13 protein-coding genes and 1 pseudogene are annotated in these 17,858 nt (G+C 42.0%); 1 reads left to right on the top strand and 13 read right to left on the bottom strand.

All coding sequences use genetic code 11. From position 1 onward, the window contains the following. From A33I_RS21210 to iadA, 10 genes and pseudogenes are all read right to left on the bottom strand, one after another. Positions 1 to 66, bottom strand: a pseudogene (locus tag A33I_RS21210) (spore protein); the annotation flags it as partial. A 144-nt stretch (positions 67 to 210) separates the two neighbouring features. After that, a complete protein-coding gene (locus A33I_RS00070) occupies positions 211 to 2,160 on the bottom strand; it encodes an AMP-binding protein (RefSeq protein WP_022626446.1) in 1,950 nt (649 codons plus the stop codon). 523 nt (positions 2,161 to 2,683) lie between these two features. Continuing rightward, positions 2,684 to 4,213, bottom strand: a complete 1,530-nt coding sequence (locus A33I_RS00065) for an acyl-CoA carboxylase subunit beta (RefSeq protein ID WP_022626445.1) — start codon at positions 4,211 to 4,213, stop codon at positions 2,684 to 2,686. An 11-nt stretch (positions 4,214 to 4,224) separates the two neighbouring features. Next, positions 4,225 to 5,007 carry an enoyl-CoA hydratase gene (locus tag A33I_RS00060; RefSeq protein WP_022626444.1) on the bottom strand — a complete coding sequence of 261 codons (783 nt, stop codon included), beginning with the start codon at positions 5,005 to 5,007 and terminating at the stop codon, positions 4,225 to 4,227. Continuing rightward, complete coding sequence (locus A33I_RS00055; protein WP_022626443.1) at positions 5,007 to 5,921, bottom strand: hydroxymethylglutaryl-CoA lyase; 915 nt, start codon at positions 5,919 to 5,921, stop codon at positions 5,007 to 5,009. The genes A33I_RS00060 and A33I_RS00055 overlap by 1 nt, the downstream gene beginning before the upstream one ends. 99 nt (positions 5,922 to 6,020) lie before the next feature. Further along, positions 6,021 to 6,233, bottom strand: coding sequence for an acetyl-CoA carboxylase biotin carboxyl carrier protein subunit (locus A33I_RS00050; RefSeq protein ID WP_012957678.1), 213 nt, complete (start codon positions 6,231 to 6,233; stop codon positions 6,021 to 6,023). Further along, positions 6,230 to 7,591 (bottom strand): acetyl-CoA carboxylase biotin carboxylase subunit, encoded by a 1,362-nt coding sequence (locus tag A33I_RS00045; protein WP_022626442.1) that lies wholly within the window; start codon positions 7,589 to 7,591, stop codon positions 6,230 to 6,232. The genes A33I_RS00050 and A33I_RS00045 overlap by 4 nt, the downstream gene beginning before the upstream one ends. Before the next feature lie 68 nt (positions 7,592 to 7,659). Next, entirely contained in the window at positions 7,660 to 9,306 is a 1,647-nt protein-coding gene (locus tag A33I_RS00040) for an AMP-binding protein (protein ID WP_022626441.1), read from the bottom strand. Positions 9,307 to 9,354: 48 nt separating this feature from the next. Further along, positions 9,355 to 10,500 carry an acyl-CoA dehydrogenase gene (locus A33I_RS00035; RefSeq protein ID WP_022626440.1) on the bottom strand — a complete coding sequence of 382 codons (1,146 nt, stop codon included), beginning with the start codon at positions 10,498 to 10,500 and terminating at the stop codon, positions 9,355 to 9,357. 287 nt (positions 10,501 to 10,787) lie between these two features. Further along, on the bottom strand, positions 10,788 to 11,954 hold the full coding sequence (iadA, locus tag A33I_RS00030; RefSeq protein ID WP_022626439.1) for a beta-aspartyl-peptidase: 1,167 nt from the start codon (positions 11,952 to 11,954) through the stop codon (positions 10,788 to 10,790). Positions 11,955 to 12,155: 201 nt separating this feature from the next. On the opposite strand from iadA, the gene A33I_RS00025 reads away from it, so the two are divergent. Next, positions 12,156 to 13,535, top strand: coding sequence for a sodium-dependent transporter (locus tag A33I_RS00025; protein ID WP_012957673.1), 1,380 nt, complete (start codon positions 12,156 to 12,158; stop codon positions 13,533 to 13,535). A gap of 46 nt (positions 13,536 to 13,581) precedes the next feature. Here the strand turns inward: A33I_RS00025 and A33I_RS00020 are convergent, their stop codons facing one another. The 3 genes from A33I_RS00020 to A33I_RS00010 form a co-directional block, all read right to left on the bottom strand. Continuing rightward, on the bottom strand, positions 13,582 to 14,784 hold the full coding sequence (locus A33I_RS00020; RefSeq protein WP_022626438.1) for an aminotransferase-like domain-containing protein: 1,203 nt from the start codon (positions 14,782 to 14,784) through the stop codon (positions 13,582 to 13,584). A 68-nt stretch (positions 14,785 to 14,852) separates the two neighbouring features. Further along, positions 14,853 to 16,823 (bottom strand): putative bifunctional diguanylate cyclase/phosphodiesterase, encoded by a 1,971-nt coding sequence (locus tag A33I_RS00015; protein ID WP_022626437.1) that lies wholly within the window; start codon positions 16,821 to 16,823, stop codon positions 14,853 to 14,855. A 113-nt stretch (positions 16,824 to 16,936) separates the two neighbouring features. After that, entirely contained in the window at positions 16,937 to 17,434 is a 498-nt protein-coding gene (locus tag A33I_RS00010; RefSeq protein ID WP_022626436.1) for a GNAT family N-acetyltransferase, read from the bottom strand. Between the last annotated feature and the right edge of the window lie 424 nt (positions 17,435 to 17,858).

Genomic DNA, 17,858 nt, shown 5'->3' with positions numbered 1-17,858 from the left:
CATTTGATCAAGTGCTTGTTGTACGCCAGGTACTACAAGTTGATTTGAGCTGTTGTTGTTAGCCATGTGTCTCACCTCCTCCTTGTGTAATCATAGTTTGGTTATTTTCCTGCTGCTTATGTACAAGAATGCAAATAATTTTTTTGGTAATTAGAGGGAAAACTTGTCCAAGTAAAAAAGCAGATAAGACGATTGTCTTATCTGCTTTTTTTACAAATTCACATTTTCTTTTACCTGCTCGATCTCACGTAAAACTTGAGGGTTCTCTAGAGCAGATAAATCTCCTGTTTCTAATCCTAAATAAGCGGCTTTAATTGCCCTGCGCATTACTTTTGCATTTCTTGTTTTCGGCAGGTCACTGACAAAGTATAGATTTTTTGGCTTAAGCGCCTTTCCTAGCTTTTCAGCAACTAGACTTAACAACTCTTTTTTTAGTGCCTCACTAGGTTCCTGTGATTGATTTAGAACAGCAAAGCAAATCGCAGCTTCTCCTTTTACTTCATCAGGAATTCCAATTGTACCTGCTTCCTTCACTGCCTCATGGCCGACGAGGACTGATTCTACTTCAGCAGGACCTAAGCGTTTGCCAGCAACATTTAAAATATCATCCGATCTGCCGGTAATCGTCCATTGTCCCTCCGTATCTTTGATTACCCAGTCTCCGTGTACCCACGTTTGATCGAATCGGCTCCAGTAGGTGTTTAAATAACGTTCCGAATCACCCCAGAATCCCTTTGTCATCCCTACCCACGGCTTTTTAATTACAAGTTCGCCTACTTCATTTTCAACAGGCTCTCCGTTTGGGTCAGATACATCTGCTGCCATTCCTGGTAACGGGGAGTTAAAAGTGATTGGTCCTATTGGTCTGACGAGTACATTCCCTAAGATCCCGCCGGCAATTTCTGTGCCGCCAGAATAATTAAAAATTGGAATTTGTTTTTTACCGACATTCTGAAAAAGCCACATCCACGGCTCAGGATTCCACGGTTCACCTGTTGATCCTACTACACGCAGTGTATCTAAGGAATGCTTATTGACCCACTCGTCGCCTTGCGTCATCAAAGATCGGATTAACGTAGGTGAAATACCAAGATGGCTGACGTTATGCTTCGCCACAAGTTCCCATATACGGTCAGGATTTGGGTAATCAGGTGTGCCTTCATATAACAGAATTGTTGCTCCGTTAACTAAACCACCGTAAACAAGAAAAGGTCCCATCATCCAGCCCATATCGGTATACCAGAAAAGAACATCTTCTCTTTTTACATCCATCCCAATTCCAGCGTCAAATGCCGCTTTAATCGGGAAGCCGCTATGTGTATGCACTGCCCCTTTTGGCTTACCGGTTGTCCCTGACGTATATAAAAGCATAAGAGGTTCTTGGCTGTCCATCCGTTCTGTTTGCTCATATTTCTCAGAGTTACGCATTTCCTGCCAATCAACATCCCGTTCATCATTCCACGTAGTATCAGCATTCAGACGGCTGATGACGATCACTTTTTCCACTGTGGGAGATAAGTCAGCTGCACGGTCAGCTTCTTCCTTCATCATCACAGTCTTCCCACGTCTCAGAAATCCATCTGCTGTGATAAGAGCTTTAGCCTCTCCCGCAATAAGCCTAGTTGCCACAGCTTCTGCGCCATAGCCTGAAAATACCGGGGCGAACACTGCACCAATCTTTGAAGCAGCCATCATCGCAATCACCGTTTCAGGCAGCATAGGCATATAGATTCCAAGAACATCGCCCTTTTTCAGGCCCAGCTTGCGGAAGCCTCCTGCTACACGGTCCACTTCCTCTTGCATTTCTATATATGTAAAGGTTCTAACTGCCCCGTCTTCGCCTTCCCAAACAAGCGCTTTTTTATCTTTCATGGAAGGATCTTCTGCCCATTTTCCAATGGAGAGGTGAGATGCATTTAAGGTACCTTCTTCAAACCAAATCGGCCATTCTATGCCATTTGCATCATTCAATGTTTTGGTATAGGGCTTATACCAAGGTATTTCTAGTTCTTTTTCTGCTTCATGCCAAAACCATTCTACGTCTTCCACCGTTTTATTGAAAAACGCATTATAATCGCTGTAGCCTAATTTGTTCATCCATTGATAAAGTCGTGTCGCCTCGATATATTCCTTTGTTGGATGCCAGACAGTCTCACTCATCGTTTTTCCCCCTCACGTTTTGAAAAAGAGACCAGGATAAAAGTGTAGTATGAATTGAAAACTAAATGATAGAAAGTGCATATAATCCGCTGCTGAAATATGCTTCGCTTTTCGTGGGGAGCCAGTGAGCTTCCTCGGGCTAAGCCCTGTGGGATCTCACTCCTGCTCTAGGCCCCACAGAAGTCTCCACATATTTCATCCGCTAGGTCACATGCTTTGTAAAAGATTTATTGGGATGATTTCGTTATGGATTAGACCAATCGAAACATAAATTAATTAACTTACTAACAGCTAAATTACTGAAGACCTGCTTTCAATGAGGTAGCTACTTAACCAGCGGAAGGCAATCGACTCCTGCGGGATGCGCGTGGCCAGGGGAGACCCCACAGGAGTATAGCGACGAGGAAGCTCCCGGACCGCCCGCGGAAAGCGATTTCCTGCAGCGGAAATCAACACTAGTCATGATGACCACAAGTTTCTCAATTCATCAATTGTTAGATCCCAAGTCTCTTCCGGTTAAAAGTTATACTGGGTAAACTGGGTGCTTGCGGTGTGTGAAGTCTAATTCCTTTGTACGGTAGGCTTCAAGACGTGTCACGAGCTCTTTACGCAGGTCGTTGCCTTGAACGATGCCATCAATGACCATTTCAGAAGCTAAGCGATACACATCAATATTTTCCTTATATTCATTCCGCTTCTCTTCAACAAATGCTGGTCTTTCCTCTTCTGGCAGCTCTGAGATTTTCTTAGCATATACTGCATTAACAGCCGCTTCAGGTCCCATTACAGCAATTTGAGCATTAGGCAAGGCTAAGCAGCAATCTGGTTCAAATGCAGGACCGGCCATAGCATATAGACCTGCACCGTATGCTTTTCTCACAATAATTGAGATTTTTGGCACCGTTGCCTCTGACATCGCAGAAATCATTTTAGCGCCATGGCGAATAATACCGGCTCGCTCTACCTTCGTTCCGATCATGAAGCCTGGAATATCGGCTAAGAAAACGAGCGGGATATGATAGGCATCACATAAGTTGATAAATTTTGCAGCTTTATCAGCAGAATCGTGGAATAACACCCCGCCTTTGGCACGTGGCTGGTTTGCAATAATTCCTACAGGTTTCCCGTCCATCCGAGCAAGTCCTGTGATAAGCTCCGGTGCGAAAAGCTTTTTAATTTCAAAGAAAGAGCCTTCATCAATTACACGCTCAATTAAATCATGCATATTAAATGGCGCGTTTTGATTTTTAGGAATGATTTCATCAATACTTTTTTCAAACTCTTTTGGCGCAGCTGGTGTGATCTCAGGAGGCAGTTCACCATAATTTGCTGGGAAGTAGGACAAGTATTCACGAGCCATAGAGATCGCTTCTTCTTCTGATTTTGCAAGTACGTCTCCACACCCTGAAACCGAGCAATGCATTTTCGCCCCGCCCATCTCCTCAAGCGATACTTTCTCCCCAATGACCATCTCAGCCATTCGAGGAGAACCTAGATACATTGAGGCATTGCCGTCTACCATAATGACAATGTCACAAAATGCAGGAATGTACGCACCGCCAGCAGCCGAAGGGCCGAATAATAAGCAAATTTGCGGCACACGCCCAGATAGTTTCACCTGATTATAGAAGATACGCCCTGCTCCTCTGCGGCCTGGGAACATTTCTACTTGATCTGTAATACGCGCTCCGGCTGAGTCCACTAAATAAAGCATCGGTACATTCAATTTTTCAGCCGTTTCTTGAATGCGGATAATCTTCTCAACCGTTCTTGCCCCCCAAGATCCTGCTTTAATCGTTGAATCATTAGCCATCACACAAACCGTTTGTCCATGAATCTTGCCTATTGCTGTTACAACCCCATCTGCCGGCAGACCTTCTGCTTGGCAATTAGCAAATAAGCCATCTTCAAGTTCTACTCCTTCATCGAATAATTGCTCAAGACGCTCTCGTACAAATAATTTACCCTTTTCCGCATTGCTTGCGTGGTATTTCTCGGCCCCACCCTTTTTGATTTTCTCAACACGTTCTTGTAATACTTGTTCAAATGACATCTAAACGCCTCCTATTCTCCTGTGTAGTTCGGTTTGCGCTTTTCTTTAAACGCTTGCAGACCTTCAAGCCGGTCTTTTGTTGGGATGGTTTGTTCATACGCTAACTTCTCAATCTCTAGTCCTGTGGCAATATCCACCTGCATTCCAGCCTGGATAGCTCGCTTAGCCTGTGTTAGCGCGATTGGTCCATTTGAAGCCATCTTACCGGCAAGCTCATAAGCACTTTTTAAAAGTGTATCTGTCTCCTCGACTCTTTCGACAAGACCAATTTGCTTCGCCTCATCTGCATCAATTCGAGCTGCGCTGTAGATCAGTTCTTTTGCTTTCCCAATACCAATCAGCCTTGGCAGACGCTGCGTTCCTCCTGCGCCGGGAATAATCGCTAAAGCTGTTTCTGTTAATCCATATAAGGCGCCTGTTTTAGCGATACGGATATCACAGCTTAATGCGAGCTCAAGTCCGCCGCCAAATGCGCCCCCATTCATGGCTGCAATCGTCGGCTGCGGCAGTGCTTCTACTTTATCCATTAAAGTGCGGATAAGTGTAACGGTCTGCTTTACTTCAGTCGGGTTCATTCCAGCACGTTCTTTTAGGTCAGCCCCTGCACAGAAGACTTTTTCTCCTGCACCAGTGAACACAACCACTCGTACCTTCTCATCAAATGCCAATTCATCCAACAGAGCATGAAATTGCTTTAACATGTCTACAGACAGAGCATTAGCAGCATTTGGGCGGTTTAGAGTCAGAAGCGCCACGCCCTCTTCATTCTTTTCAAGTAAAACGAGTGAATCCATTACACACCCTCCTTACAATCGCTCGCAAGTCTAGCTTGGAGATTATGACTAGGCAGAGGGCGCCCTACTTTTTGATGAATAAACTCTGCACTATCTACTAAATGCTCGAGCGAAACCCCTGTTTCTACACCGAGTCCGTTAAACAAATAAAGCATATCTTCAGTCGCCACATTTCCGGCAGCCCCCGGGGCATACGGACAGCCGCCTAACCCACCTACTGCCCCGTCAAAACGGCGAACCCCTAGTTGATAGGCTTGATACACATTAGCGAGTGCGGTTCCCCTCGTATCATGGACATGAAGGGCCAGACTTTCAATGGGAATAATGCCTTTCAAAGCGAGCAGCACTTCTTCGATTTGGTTAGGCGTCGCGACACCAATCGTATCTCCAAGCGACAGTTCATCAATGCCCATTTCCATTAGTTTTTCTGATGTATGTACTACTTGATCAATAGAGACCCTGCCTTCATAAGGGCACCCAAAAACGGTGGATACATAGCCCCTTACTGACTTCCCTGCACTCTTTGCTTGTTGTACCACTTCTTTTAAAACAGGGAATGTCGCATCCATTGATTTATTAATATTTTTTCTGTTATGGGTATCACTTGCTGACATAAATACACTGACTTCATCAATATCAGCTTCGAGCGCACCCTCTAGACCTCGTTGATTAGGCACAAGTGCCGCATACGTCACACCAGGCTCACGTTCAATTTGCTTTGCTACATCCAGGCAGTCTGCTAATGCAGGGATCCATTTCGGATTTACAAATGACGTCACTTCAATATAAGAAAGACCTGTTTTGGATAACTGATTAATCCACGCTACTTTGTCCTCTGTTCGAATCATCTGCTTTTCATTTTGAAGACCGTCCCTTGGTCCAACTTCACGTATCAATACTTTATCCTGAAGCACATAAATCCTCCTTTATCGAATGCTGTTTCATTTAGCACTTTGAGTTTATTCCAATATGGAGGAAGCTGAAGCGTAACACTTCAGCTAACCTAGGTTTGTTTATTCAAGCTCAAGCAGAACTTCACCTTCATCCACAAATTCTCCTTCAGGCTTGTGAATGACGGTCACCGTCCCAGATGCTTCACTAGCTACAGGAATCTCCATTTTCATTGATTCTAAAATCGCTACATCTTGGCCTTCTTCTACTTTGTCGCCTTCTTTCACTAACATCTTCCATACATTCCCTGCCATATTCGTTGTTACTTTCGTCATGATCGTTTTCCTCCTTGGGCTGGTTGTAAATTTTCTTCCACAAATGCTGTAGTCGCTTCCCCACGCTTAAATACCGGGTGAGCGATCACTTCTTTTAACATAGAAATATTCGTCTTAATGCCTTCAATTGAGTATTCTTCAAGAGCTGCTTGAAGTCTCTCAATCGCCTCATCTCTTGTATCAGCTTTAACGACAAGCTTTGCAATCATCGGATCATAAAAAGGAGTCACTACTGAACCAGCGCTCACCGGACATTCATGGCGGATATACGGTGCTTCTGGAAGGTTAATCTCTTTAATTGTTCCTGGTGATGGGAAGAAAGTTTTCGGATCTTCTGCATAAATGCGGACCTCCATTGCGTGTCCCTCTAGCTTCACTTCTTCTTGAGTGAAATCAAGTTCTTCTCCGTAAGCAATCTTTAACTGCCATTCCACCAAGTCAAGTCCTGAAATCTCTTCTGTGACCGGATGCTCCACTTGCAGTCTTGTATTCATTTCTAAGAAATAAAACTCTTTATTTTCATCTACAAGGCATTCAATTGTACCAGCATTGGCATAACCAATCGCCTTAGCAGCTGTCACAGCCATTTCCCCCATTTGTCTGCGTGTTTCTTCATCTAAGAACGGGGAAGGGGCTTCCTCTACAACTTTTTGGTGACGTCGTTGAACCGAACAGTCACGCTCCCAAATATAAACCGTGTTACCTTTTTGGTCGGCTAATACTTGAATTTCAATATGGCGCGGGTTTGCAATATACTTTTCAACAAACATCGCACCGTCCCCAAAGAACGATTGAGCTCTCGTTTGGTTACCTGCAAATGCTTTGCGGCATTCTTCCTCATTTCGAACAATCTGCATACCGATTCCTCCGCCGCCAGCAGACGCTTTTAGCATGACAGGATATCCGATGTTATTTGCTACCTCTACAGCTTCATCCACATCTCTTAAAGCATGTTCAATTCCAGGTACAACAGGCACACCGGCTGCTTCCATTGCTTTTCTTGCTTCAATCTTGCTTCCCATCTTCGCGATCACTTCAGGAGAAGGTCCAATAAAAACAAGTCCTTCCTCTACACACCGTTTAGCAAACTCACTGTTTTCTGATAGGAGACCGTATCCAGGGTGGACAGCTTGTGCTCCGCTCTTCTTCGCCACTTCTATTATCTTTTCTACTTGGAGGTAACTCTCATTTACTCTCGGCTTACCTACTAGATAGGCTTCGTCTGCTAATTTTACGTGCAAAGCATTCTCATCGGCTTCAGAGTAAATAGCCACTGTTTTAACACCCATGCGCTGGCATGTTCGAATGACGCGCGCAGCAATTTCGCCTCTATTTGCAATTAATATTTTCGTAAACATCTTCTCACCTCATTGGGCGGCCGGATGACATTCGACATCATCCGACCAATTTTGATAACGCTTACAATCTATTCATTGGTCACTCGGCTGAACGTCTCTTCTGCTTGCTGTCTTAATTTAAATTTCTGGATTTTGCCTGATGCCGTCATTGGATATTCATCGACAAATGCGATATAGCGAGGAATTTTATAAGCTGCAATCTTACCCATGCAGTCTTTACGTAATTCGTCAGCTGTTGTCGATTCTCCTTCTTTTAATTTAATCCAAGCAGAGACTTCTTCACCGTATTTCTCATTAGGTATCCCTACGACTTGAACATCCAGCACTTTTGGATGTTGATAAAGAAATTCTTCAATTTCACGCGGATAGATATTTTCTCCGCCGCGTATGATCATATCTTTTAATCTGCCCGTAATACGACAATATCCATTTTCATCCATCACAGCTAAATCACCCGTATGTAACCACCCATCTTCAGTGATTGCTGCTTTAGTCGCTTCAGGATTTTTGTAATATCCTTTCATGACATGATAACCGCGTGTACATAACTCACCTTGAACGCCGGGAGGGACCTCTTCATTCGTTCCTGGTTCGACAATTTTGACTTCTACATTAGGAAGAGCACGGCCAACTGATTCCACGCGGAGCATTAATGGATCATCAACGCGAGTTTGTGTAATAACTGGAGATGATTCTGTTTGGCCATACGCAATCGTAATCTCACTAGCACCCATTTTATCCACAACAGCTTTCATTACTTCAATTGGGCAATTAGATCCGGCCATAATCCCTGTACGTAAGCTAGACAGGTCATATGTGTCAAAATCAGGATCATTTAGTTCTCCGATGAACATCGTTGGCACCCCGTGAAGCCCCGTACACTTTTCTTTTGAAACGGCTTCAAGCACAGCCCTTGGACTGAATTCTTCCACAGGCACCATCGTAGCACCGACAGAAACACATGCCAATGTCCCAAGTACGCACCCAAAACAATGGAAGAAAGGGACTGGAATACATAAGCGATCTTCATTCGTTAAATTCATGCAGCCGGCAATATTAACTGCATTGTTAGCTAGATTATAATGCGTCAGCATAACCCCTTTTGGAAACCCAGTTGTACCAGAGGTATACTGCATGTTAATCACATCATCTTTATCGAGGCTGTCCATACGGGCATCAAGCTCTGCATCTGTTACCTTTTTGCCTAACTCAATTAAATCTCCCCATGTATACATACCAGGATAATCTTCTTCACCTAAGAAAATGATATTTTTCAATTTTGGAAGTTTGCTAGATTGCAAGTTTCCACGCTCAGCAAGCTTTAGTTCAGGTACAATTTCATAAAGCATCTCTATATAGGATGCATCACGAAATTGATCCATTAAAATAAGGGTCGTTGCATCAGATTGTTTCAGTAAGTACTCAAGCTCAGAGGTACGATAATTTGTGTTGACGGTAACTAATACAGCTCCCATCTTTCCTGTAGCAAATTGACTTGTGAGCCATTCTGGTTTATTAGTAGACCAGATCGCTACATGCTCCCCGCGTTCAATTCCGAGTGCCATCAGCCCTTTTGCAGCTTTGCGACATTCTTCATCAAATTGTTGATACGTATACCTTAACCCTCGGTCAGAATAAACAACCGCTTCATGGTCTGGTTGTCTTTTTGCTACATCTTCTAACAGTATTCCGATAGGTACTTGAATATCTGACATAATAATCCCCCTTATGTTTTAAGTGGATGAGCCTATACGTCAATCTTGTTAGCGGCAGCCTAGTTGTCTTGAAATAACGAGACGCTGAATCTCAGAAGTCCCTTCCCCAATTTCAAGTAATTTTGCATCACGCAGCATACGCTCTACTTCATATTCACGCATGTAGCCATATCCGCCGTGAATTTGTATCGCCTGATTAGCAGTACGTGTAGCTGTTTCAGACGCATAAAGCTTAGCAAACGCAGCCTCTTTCCCAAAAGCACGATTTTGATCCTTTAACCATGCAGCCTTCATCACCATGTTTCGCGCCAATTCAATTTCCATGGCCATATCAGCAAGCTTAAATTGAATCGCTTGGAAGCTAGAGATCGTCTTTCCAAATTGCTTACGTTCTTTTGAATAAGCGAGCGCACGCTCAAATGCTGCTTGTGCAATACCTACCCCAAGAGCTGCAATGGAAATACGGCCGCCATCTAATGTATAAAGAAATTGTTTAAACCCGCCCTGTGGGTCACCTAATAAATTCTCCTTCGGCACCCTGACATCCTCTAAAACTAGTTCACATGTATTAGAAGCGCGAACTCCCATCTTTTCGTAATTGCTATTAATCGTGAATCCAGGCGAATCTGTTGGGACAATAAGAGCTGAGATAATGTTCTTCCCTCTCTCGTCTTTTCCTGTTACTGCTGTAACAATCACGGTTCTTGCATAACTCGCATTCGTGATCCAGCATTTTTCGCCGTTAATCACATACTCATCACCGTCAAGAACAGCTTTTGTTTGTGTACCGCCTGCATCAGAACCCGCATTAGGCTCCGTTAACCCAAACGAACCTAGGGACTGTCCTTGTGCAAGGGGAGTAAGATGTTCTTTTTTCTGTTCCTCCGTTCCAAAATAATAAAGAGGACTTGCCCCTAGTGATACAGCCGCAGCGTAACTTAAACCTGTTCCTCCGCATGCACGGCCAATTTCTTCTACAGCTAATGCATAAGAAACCGTATCTCCGCCTGAACCGCCATATTCTTCTGGGAATGGAATGCCTAAAAGTCCAAGTTCTCCAATTTTCTTAAAAATGTCCTCCGGAAACTCAGCTCTTGCATCTCTTTCTTCAGCACCTGGTGCAATTTCATTTTGTGCGAAATCTCGAACCATATCACGAATCATTTTCTGTTCTTTCGTTAAATCAAAGTTCATCGCATTTCCTCCTAGGTATAAAAATAAGTACATTCTGAGCGGTTGTTCAGAATTCAAGTAAATAAAACATGCAAATGAAAGCGCATTCAAAAAATATGTCGACTTTTATACTAACCAGTCGGTTTTTAAGGTGCACTCCTCTCTCTATGTACTCTTTCCTTATCTATTATACAAAAAATGTATGATCAATTCAAATTTTTCTGAATTCCATTTATAAAATAGGACATTTAGCTGATAAGGCTCCAACTTACCAGCGTGAACGTTAAGAGTGCATTCATCTAAATAAATTATTCAAACGTACCTTTTACGATCGTTTCTTTATGGGAAATCATGAGCTGTCCTTTAGCAAAAACGGTATCAATCGTTAAGTCTTGTTTATCAAGCAGAACAATATCCGCATCATTTTGAATTGCAAGCTCACCTTTTCCTTTTAGTTTAAGAGCCTTTGCGACATTACGTGTGACTACTTGAAGGGCTTGCTCAAGCGGGATTCCTTCTTCTAAAACTGATGCACGCACTTCATCATAAAGGGAACGGATCTTGCCAATTCCAAGGCCGGTAAACTCCCCTTTATCATTGAATCTAGGCAGACTTCCTTGAGCATCTGAGGTGAATGTAACAAGAGAAAGATCTATGCCGCGTGAGAGGATTTTCTTAAACGCTTTACTGCATTTCAATTCAGATTCGCCCTCATGAGGCAAGTTGCTCGTTGTTAAATCAATGCGTCCTCCATTACTCGCATAGATAATCCCGGCTTGGAGCAAATCTTTATTTCTATTAATATGCGTAGGTAAAAATTGAGTGATTGGAATCTCTGTTGTCCTTGCAATCTCTTCTAATAAAAAAAGCTTATCTGCGCCGTCGCCGATGTGAACATTTACGATCCCTCCCTTTCCAGAGAGCATGCCTCCGACTCTAGCTTCTGCCGCAAGCCTTTTTAACTCGTTAAGCTCTGGCTGTGCGGACCGGTGATCAGAAATCGCCACTTCTCCTACTCCAATGACTTCTTGAATCAACATAAGATCAGTCTCAATTCTTCCTGTTACAGGCTGAATGGGAACATGATACGATCCTGTATGTACATAGCAGGTGATTCCTTCTTCCGTTAAGGCTTTTGCTTTAGCAATCAAATCCGGCATTGTACGAGTGAAGCCGTCTGTACCTAATACTCCCACAATGGTTGTCACTCCGGCTTTCGTCGCCTCTGTTAACGTTAATTCAGGTGTTCTTGTATTAAATCCCCCTTCTCCACCCCCGCCAATAATATGAACATGGCTGTCAATAAAGCCAGGCACTACATGCATACCTTGAGCATTAATCATCTCCACACCTACAGTCCCTGCAAGTGTTATATTTTCATCAATTGCTAGAATTTCACCCCCTCCGATGAGGACATCCTTTTTTCCTATGTAATCAGGTGTAAATACATCTCCGTTTTTAATCAATGTTAACATTTCTACCACCATCCTTGATTTAAGTATATCAAAAAGATATCATTATATGAAAATTATGAATAATCATTTATGAATTACATACTTTTTTAAAAATTAGAGGACAAATACCTAAAAAGTCAGAAAATTCCCTATTCACAGAGAAGCTTTTATGCTATAGTAAGTTCACGAAATTATTTTACTGTATTAAAGGAGGAATACGTTGTGTCGCTAAAGGAAGATGTGGGACGTGAGCAATGGGCCTCGCGGCTAGGATTTATTTTAGCTGCGATGGGGTCAGCAGTAGGTTTAGGTAACGTATGGCGCTTTGCCTATGTTACAGGAGAAAATGGTGGTGCAGCATTCTTGCTCATTTACCTAGCTTGTATTTTATTAATCGGGATTCCAATTGTAATGGCGGAGTTTACAATTGGACGTAAAGCGAAAAGTGATGCAGTCGGTTCATTTGAAAAGCTTGCTCCAGGGAAGCCTTGGAAGATCGCCGGACTGATGGGAGTAGCTGCTGCATTTATGATTCTATCCTTTTACGGAGTTATAGCCGGATGGATTTCTTACTATTTCGTCAATTATCTGACAGGAAACCTGTGGACTGCTCCTGAAGGCGGTTATGAAGGATTTTTTGTTGACTTTATTACCAATCCATATCATCCGCTGTTATGGCAATTCCTCTTTATGGCTGCGACCATTGCCATTGTCTATGTTGGAGTTAAAAAAGGGATTGAACGTTCAAACAAAATTTTAATGCCATTATTAGGTGTATTATTAATTGGTCTTTCTGCTTATGGATTAACTCTTGGTGGAGCTAGAGAAGGTCTAGCCTTTCTTTTCAGTCCTGATTGGAGCGCTCTAACAGATCCGAATATTTATCTAGCAGCCCTTGGACAAGCCTTTTTCTCATTAAGTCTAGGTATGGGTGCCCTAATTACGTATGGTAGTTATTTATCTAATAAAGAACGACTGCCTGGTGCTGCAGCGAGTGTTGCAGGTCTTGATACGTTATTTGCGATTGTAGCCGGCATTATGATCTTCCCTGCTGTTTTTGCATTTGGAATTGAGCCAGCAAGTGGCCCTGGTCTTGTATTCATGATCATGCCTGATGTATTTGACAGTATTTCAATGGGCTGGTTATTCGGTCTATTATTCTTCTTCTTATTAGCAGCAGCTGCTCTTTCTTCAGCTGTATCTCTATTAGAAGTAGCGGTTGCTTATTTTATTCGCCGCTTCTCTTGGTCACGTAGAAAGGCAGCTCTAGTTATCGGGGGAATTATCTTCTTACTAGGTATCCCTTCTTCACTTGGTCAAGGCATTTTATCTAATGTAGCGATTATTGGTGGTCGTGATATTCTTGATTCAATCGACTTTATCGCATCAAATATTTTGCTTCCATTAGGCGGTTTAATGATTGCTTTGTTTATGGGATGGGGCTTTAAGAAAGCAGATGCACTATCTGATTCTGACTTCGGTGATACGTGGCTTGGAAATGCGTGGTTATTCTTATTACGTTATTTTGCACCGGTTGCCATCTTCATCATTTTCCTAAGTTCGATTGGATTATTGGATCTCATTCTTAACCTTTTCAGGTAATTACGTTAAAAACCGTGTGAGCAGAGTGCTCACACGGTTTTCTATGTTATGAGAAGATATGAGGGTTTTTACTTTTCTCTTTAAGAAGATCAAGCAGCAATCCCATCCCATGCTCAATCTTTTCGGGGGTTGCATGCGTGTAGTTCAACCGCATGGTATTCTTTTGCGCTACATCTGCATAGAACGGTTCCCCCGGAACATAAGCAACTCCTGCCTCTACTGCTTCTGGCAATAGAGCGGTGGTGTTGATTTCAGGAGCAAGTTCCAGCCAAAGGAACATGCCTCCCTTAGGCTTCACAAAACGAAGCCCCTCAATATTTGCTTGTTCAATACAATGTACCATCATATTCATACGGCTCTCATATACGCGAATTAACTGCTGAATATGAGCATCTAAATCAAAATGCATACATAGCTGGTATAACGCTTGTTGAGACAAAGAATTAGAGTGCAGGTCATTTGCCTGTTTAGCTTGGGCCATCATACGTATGACTTGAAATGGTCCTGCTACCCATCCCGTTCGAAGAGCAGGTACTGCCGTTTTCGAGAAAGTACTTGTATACAGAACCTGAGTCCCATCATCAAGAGCGGCAAGCGGAGTATAGGTCTCATCTTGACGAAATTGAATATCACCATACGGGTCATCTTCTAAAATGATGACATTGCCTTTTTCTGCTTGGCTCAAGAGCTGCTGTCTACGCTCAAGCGACCATACTCGACCTGCTGGATTAGAAAATGTTGGCACGACATAGATTGCTTTTGGTTTGTACTGCTTCATTTTTCTTTCTAGATCATCCGGAAGCATCCCGTTATCATCTGAAGCTACAGCCACTACCTTCGCTTCATACGATTTAAATACTTGCAAGGCAGCAAGGTAAGTTGGATCTTCTGTTAAAATGACATCCCCCGGATTCAACATCACACGTGAAAACAGATCAATAACCTGCTGCGAACCGGTCGTAAGCATAACATTTTCAGCAGAATAGCTCGTAATCCCTTTTCTGCTCATTCTCTCTAAAATGACTTCTCTAAGCGGAAGATAACCCTCTGTTTCTGTATATTGAAGAGACTTTTTGCCTGACTCAAACACCTTAGCAAACGATTCTTCAATTCCTTCGATCGGAAACAGCTCATCATCAGGAAGACCTCCTGCAAATGAAATGATATCTCCTCTTCCTACGACTTTTAAAATATCACGAATGGCTGATGATTGTAGATGACGGATTCTCTTTGCAAACGCGTATTTCATATGTGACACCTCTAACATTTTATATTTGGATAATAGTTCAATAGTATCTGATTTATTAGAAATGTCAATCAATTTTTAACTGTATCTAGAGGAAACCTGCCTTCACTCGTTAATTTTGTGATTAGTTCAGTAAATGGAAGAGGCTTTGTCCATACAAACCCTTGCATCTCATCACAGTCGAGACTTCTAAGCAGTTCCACATGATCATAGGACTCTACGCCTTCCGCTATCACTTTCATCCCCATATTATGACCCATTGAAACAATCGATTTTATAATCGTTTGATTTGTATTTGTTTGCACACGCAAAAATGATTTATCAATTTTTAACTTATCAATCGGATACTGACTTAAATACTGTAAAGATGAATAACCTGTTCCAAAATCATCGATCGACACATGGACTCCTAGCTCACGTAAAGCAGTCAGCTTCTCCATCACATGAGCCTCATCCTCCATTGCCACAGATTCTGTGATTTCAAGTTCAAGTGAAGAGGCATTTAACCCGGCTTCTTCTAAGGCATTTGTGATGATCTCAACAAGGTTTGGCTGTACAAATTGAACCGGTGATAAATTAACAGCCATTTTAACCGGCCGCCCTAACTCCCTTTCTAACTTCAAGGCATAGTGACAAGCTTGCTCAATAACCCATTTCCCAATTGGAATAATTAAACCCGTTTTTTCTGCCACTTCAATAAATTCAAAAGGAGAGACCATTCCTAAAGCAGAACTCTTCCATCGCAGCAAGGCCTCCACACCAGATAAATCTCCACTTTCAAGGCAGGCCTGCGGGTGAAACACAAGTGTAAATTCATTTTTAGCTATCGCATGGCGGAGTTCGTTTTCAATAATCATTTCACGGATCGAGCCTGTGCTCATTTCCTTTTCATAAAATTGAATAGAACCATGTGTAGAATCTTTGATCGAGTGCAGGGCAACTTCTGCTTGTCTAATTAATTCATTCACATCAATTAAAGCATTAGATGAGATACTCAGCCCTACGCTTAAATTAACATGAAAATAGAATTCATCGAGCTGCAAAGGTTCATTGAAGCATTCCAGAATATTATTAATAAAAGGAATAACAGCATCTTGGGGGTTGCTTTCGATAAATGAAAGGATGAACTCATCGCTGCCCAATCGAGCTAGGTGAATACGCGGGAGACACTTTTCATTCAATAGGTGGCTCACTTCTTTTACAAGACGATTTCCTGCCTCAATTCCCATGGCATCATTTACCGTTTTTAACCGGTTTAATCCGATTGTTGCGACAACGACAGATTCGTCGCTTTTTAATGCATTTAACTGCTCTTTCATCCGCTCTTGAAAGGCTCTTCTATTTAATAAACCTGTCACTTCATCATGATAGGCTAAGTATGTAATCTGTTCTTCTTGTTTTTTTCGTTCAGTAATATTTCGTATCGAAACAAGACGCACCTTTTTTTTCTTATACGGGTAGGGACGGCCCTGCACTTCTATATGAATAGTTGTCCCATCTTTATGAAGTGCCCTTAGTTCAAAAGGTTCGATTAATCCATTCACAATTGCATCCTGTGCTTTAATCCAATCCTCCGGTGAAATTAGTTCAAAGACAGATAAATGAATTAATTCCTTACGTGTGTAACCAAATAAAACAGCCGATTCTTCATCTACACTGATAATCTTTCCTTGGTCATGAATTAAGGTGCCTTCAAACCTAGTATTTACGAGCTGTTCTAGTTGCTCTTCAATCTCATTCATTAATTCAGTGCGCTGATCAGTCGGATAAAATAATAAATATAATTCACGCGAGGCAGTATTCAGTTTATTTTTATAAACAATATAATCTTGTCCCTGAATTTTCATATTCTGTTTCGTTAATTGATTTGTCTCGTTTGGCAATTGTGCAAGTATAGCAGCGAGCTGTTTTTGCGGGTGAAACATTACCTTTTCGGTGCAGCTGTTATATGTAAGGATTTTATGCGTTTCTGAGAAAATCGCTACTGGTAATTCTAGGTCGTTACAAATGTTTAAAATGGCATCCCATTTCTCCTGTATCACCTACACCCCTCCTTATGACTTTCATGCAGTACTATTATACCATGTGAAGAGGTGTTTCTTTTCAACAAACTACAAAGGTTTCCAAATTAGTTACCTCTTAGCAGTCTAGACTATTAGGATACTTGCTTATGACATTTTACGAGTGTACTTTTCACACCGAGCGCAGAATCTTCAATCTCATCGATCGTATGAAACCCTTCTCGTTCATAAAAAGCCCTCGCATCCTCATTTTCCTTTTCTACATATACATACAAGTGGGGTTTGTGTGCAGCCTTGGCAATATCAATTATTTTATTTACTAATAACTGCCCCAGTCCTTTTCGCTGTGAGTCCGGTAAAATGTATATTCTTGATAATTCCAGCCCATCTAAATAAGGAACAGCTTGCGCGAAACCTACACACTGACCCTCGTCTTCTGCTACTATAAATCCACAATCGCTCCTTTCTGAGCAGATTTGAATTGATTTTTTTAACCTCTCAATCTCATACGCTTTTTGAAGAAAATTCTCTATAATGTCCTTAGAATATAAATGTTTATATGTGTGCTTCCATGTTATTTCTGCAATAGTCTGTATTTCTTTTGCATCTCTCACTTCTGCTTGCCGAATCATCCGATCATCCCCTAATTTAATTAGCTTATTATAAAGATTAGCTATAAAAAGATAAACTCCTGCCTAAATATGACAATCCTCAGCAAATAAAGCAGTTTTGCTGCCAACTGTGACTGTGCTGCTGCTGCTGCTGCTTTAATTGTATATTTTTCAGATGTTTATGCGTTGGCCTTATATGTGTTTGTGCTGATAATTCAATTATTGCGTCAGTAGTATGCTGTATTGCGTCCTTCTCCTGTTATTGCGCCTATTTAACCTGTAAATGCGTTACTGACAAGCAAATTTATATTCCTCTATTAACTAATTGTGTCACTCCTAACAAACAAGAGAGAGCTGCCCAATAATATGATATGCTCCCCATAAGGTAGACAGATTAAAAAATAAAAATCTGGCTACTTTAAGGGGAGTATTTTTAATGTCTAAA

It is taken from the genome of Alkalihalophilus marmarensis DSM 21297 (assembly GCF_000474275.2).
GTDB classification, from domain to species: Bacteria; Bacillota; Bacilli; order Bacillales; family Bacillaceae_D; genus Alkalihalophilus; species Alkalihalophilus marmarensis.
The sequence above is the reverse complement of the archived record's forward strand: the minus strand, read 5'-3'. Positions and strand labels throughout refer to the sequence as shown.

What these genes read in the sequence shown, in the direction of transcription:
- A33I_RS00070 (WP_022626446.1), bottom strand. Translation starts at nt 2,160, where the DNA reads ATGAGTGAGACTGTCTGGCATCCAACAAAGGAATATATCGAGGCGACA.
- A33I_RS00065 (WP_022626445.1), bottom strand. Translation starts at nt 4,213, where the DNA reads ATGTCATTTGAACAAGTATTACAAGAACGTGTTGAGAAAATCAAAAAG.
- A33I_RS00060 (WP_022626444.1), bottom strand. Translation starts at nt 5,007, where the DNA reads ATGGATTCACTCGTTTTACTTGAAAAGAATGAAGAGGGCGTGGCGCTT.
- A33I_RS00050 (WP_012957678.1), bottom strand. Translation starts at nt 6,233, where the DNA reads ATGACGAAAGTAACAACGAATATGGCAGGGAATGTATGGAAGATGTTA.
- A33I_RS00045 (WP_022626442.1), bottom strand. Translation starts at nt 7,591, where the DNA reads ATGTTTACGAAAATATTAATTGCAAATAGAGGCGAAATTGCTGCGCGC.
- A33I_RS00040 (WP_022626441.1), bottom strand. Translation starts at nt 9,306, where the DNA reads ATGTCAGATATTCAAGTACCTATCGGAATACTGTTAGAAGATGTAGCA.
- A33I_RS00035 (WP_022626440.1), bottom strand. Translation starts at nt 10,500, where the DNA reads ATGAACTTTGATTTAACGAAAGAACAGAAAATGATTCGTGATATGGTT.
- iadA (WP_022626439.1), bottom strand. Translation starts at nt 11,954, where the DNA reads ATGTTAACATTGATTAAAAACGGAGATGTATTTACACCTGATTACATA.
- A33I_RS00020 (WP_022626438.1), bottom strand. Translation starts at nt 14,784, where the DNA reads ATGAAATACGCGTTTGCAAAGAGAATCCGTCATCTACAATCATCAGCC.
- A33I_RS00010 (WP_022626436.1), bottom strand. Translation starts at nt 17,434, where the DNA reads ATGATTCGGCAAGCAGAAGTGAGAGATGCAAAAGAAATACAGACTATT.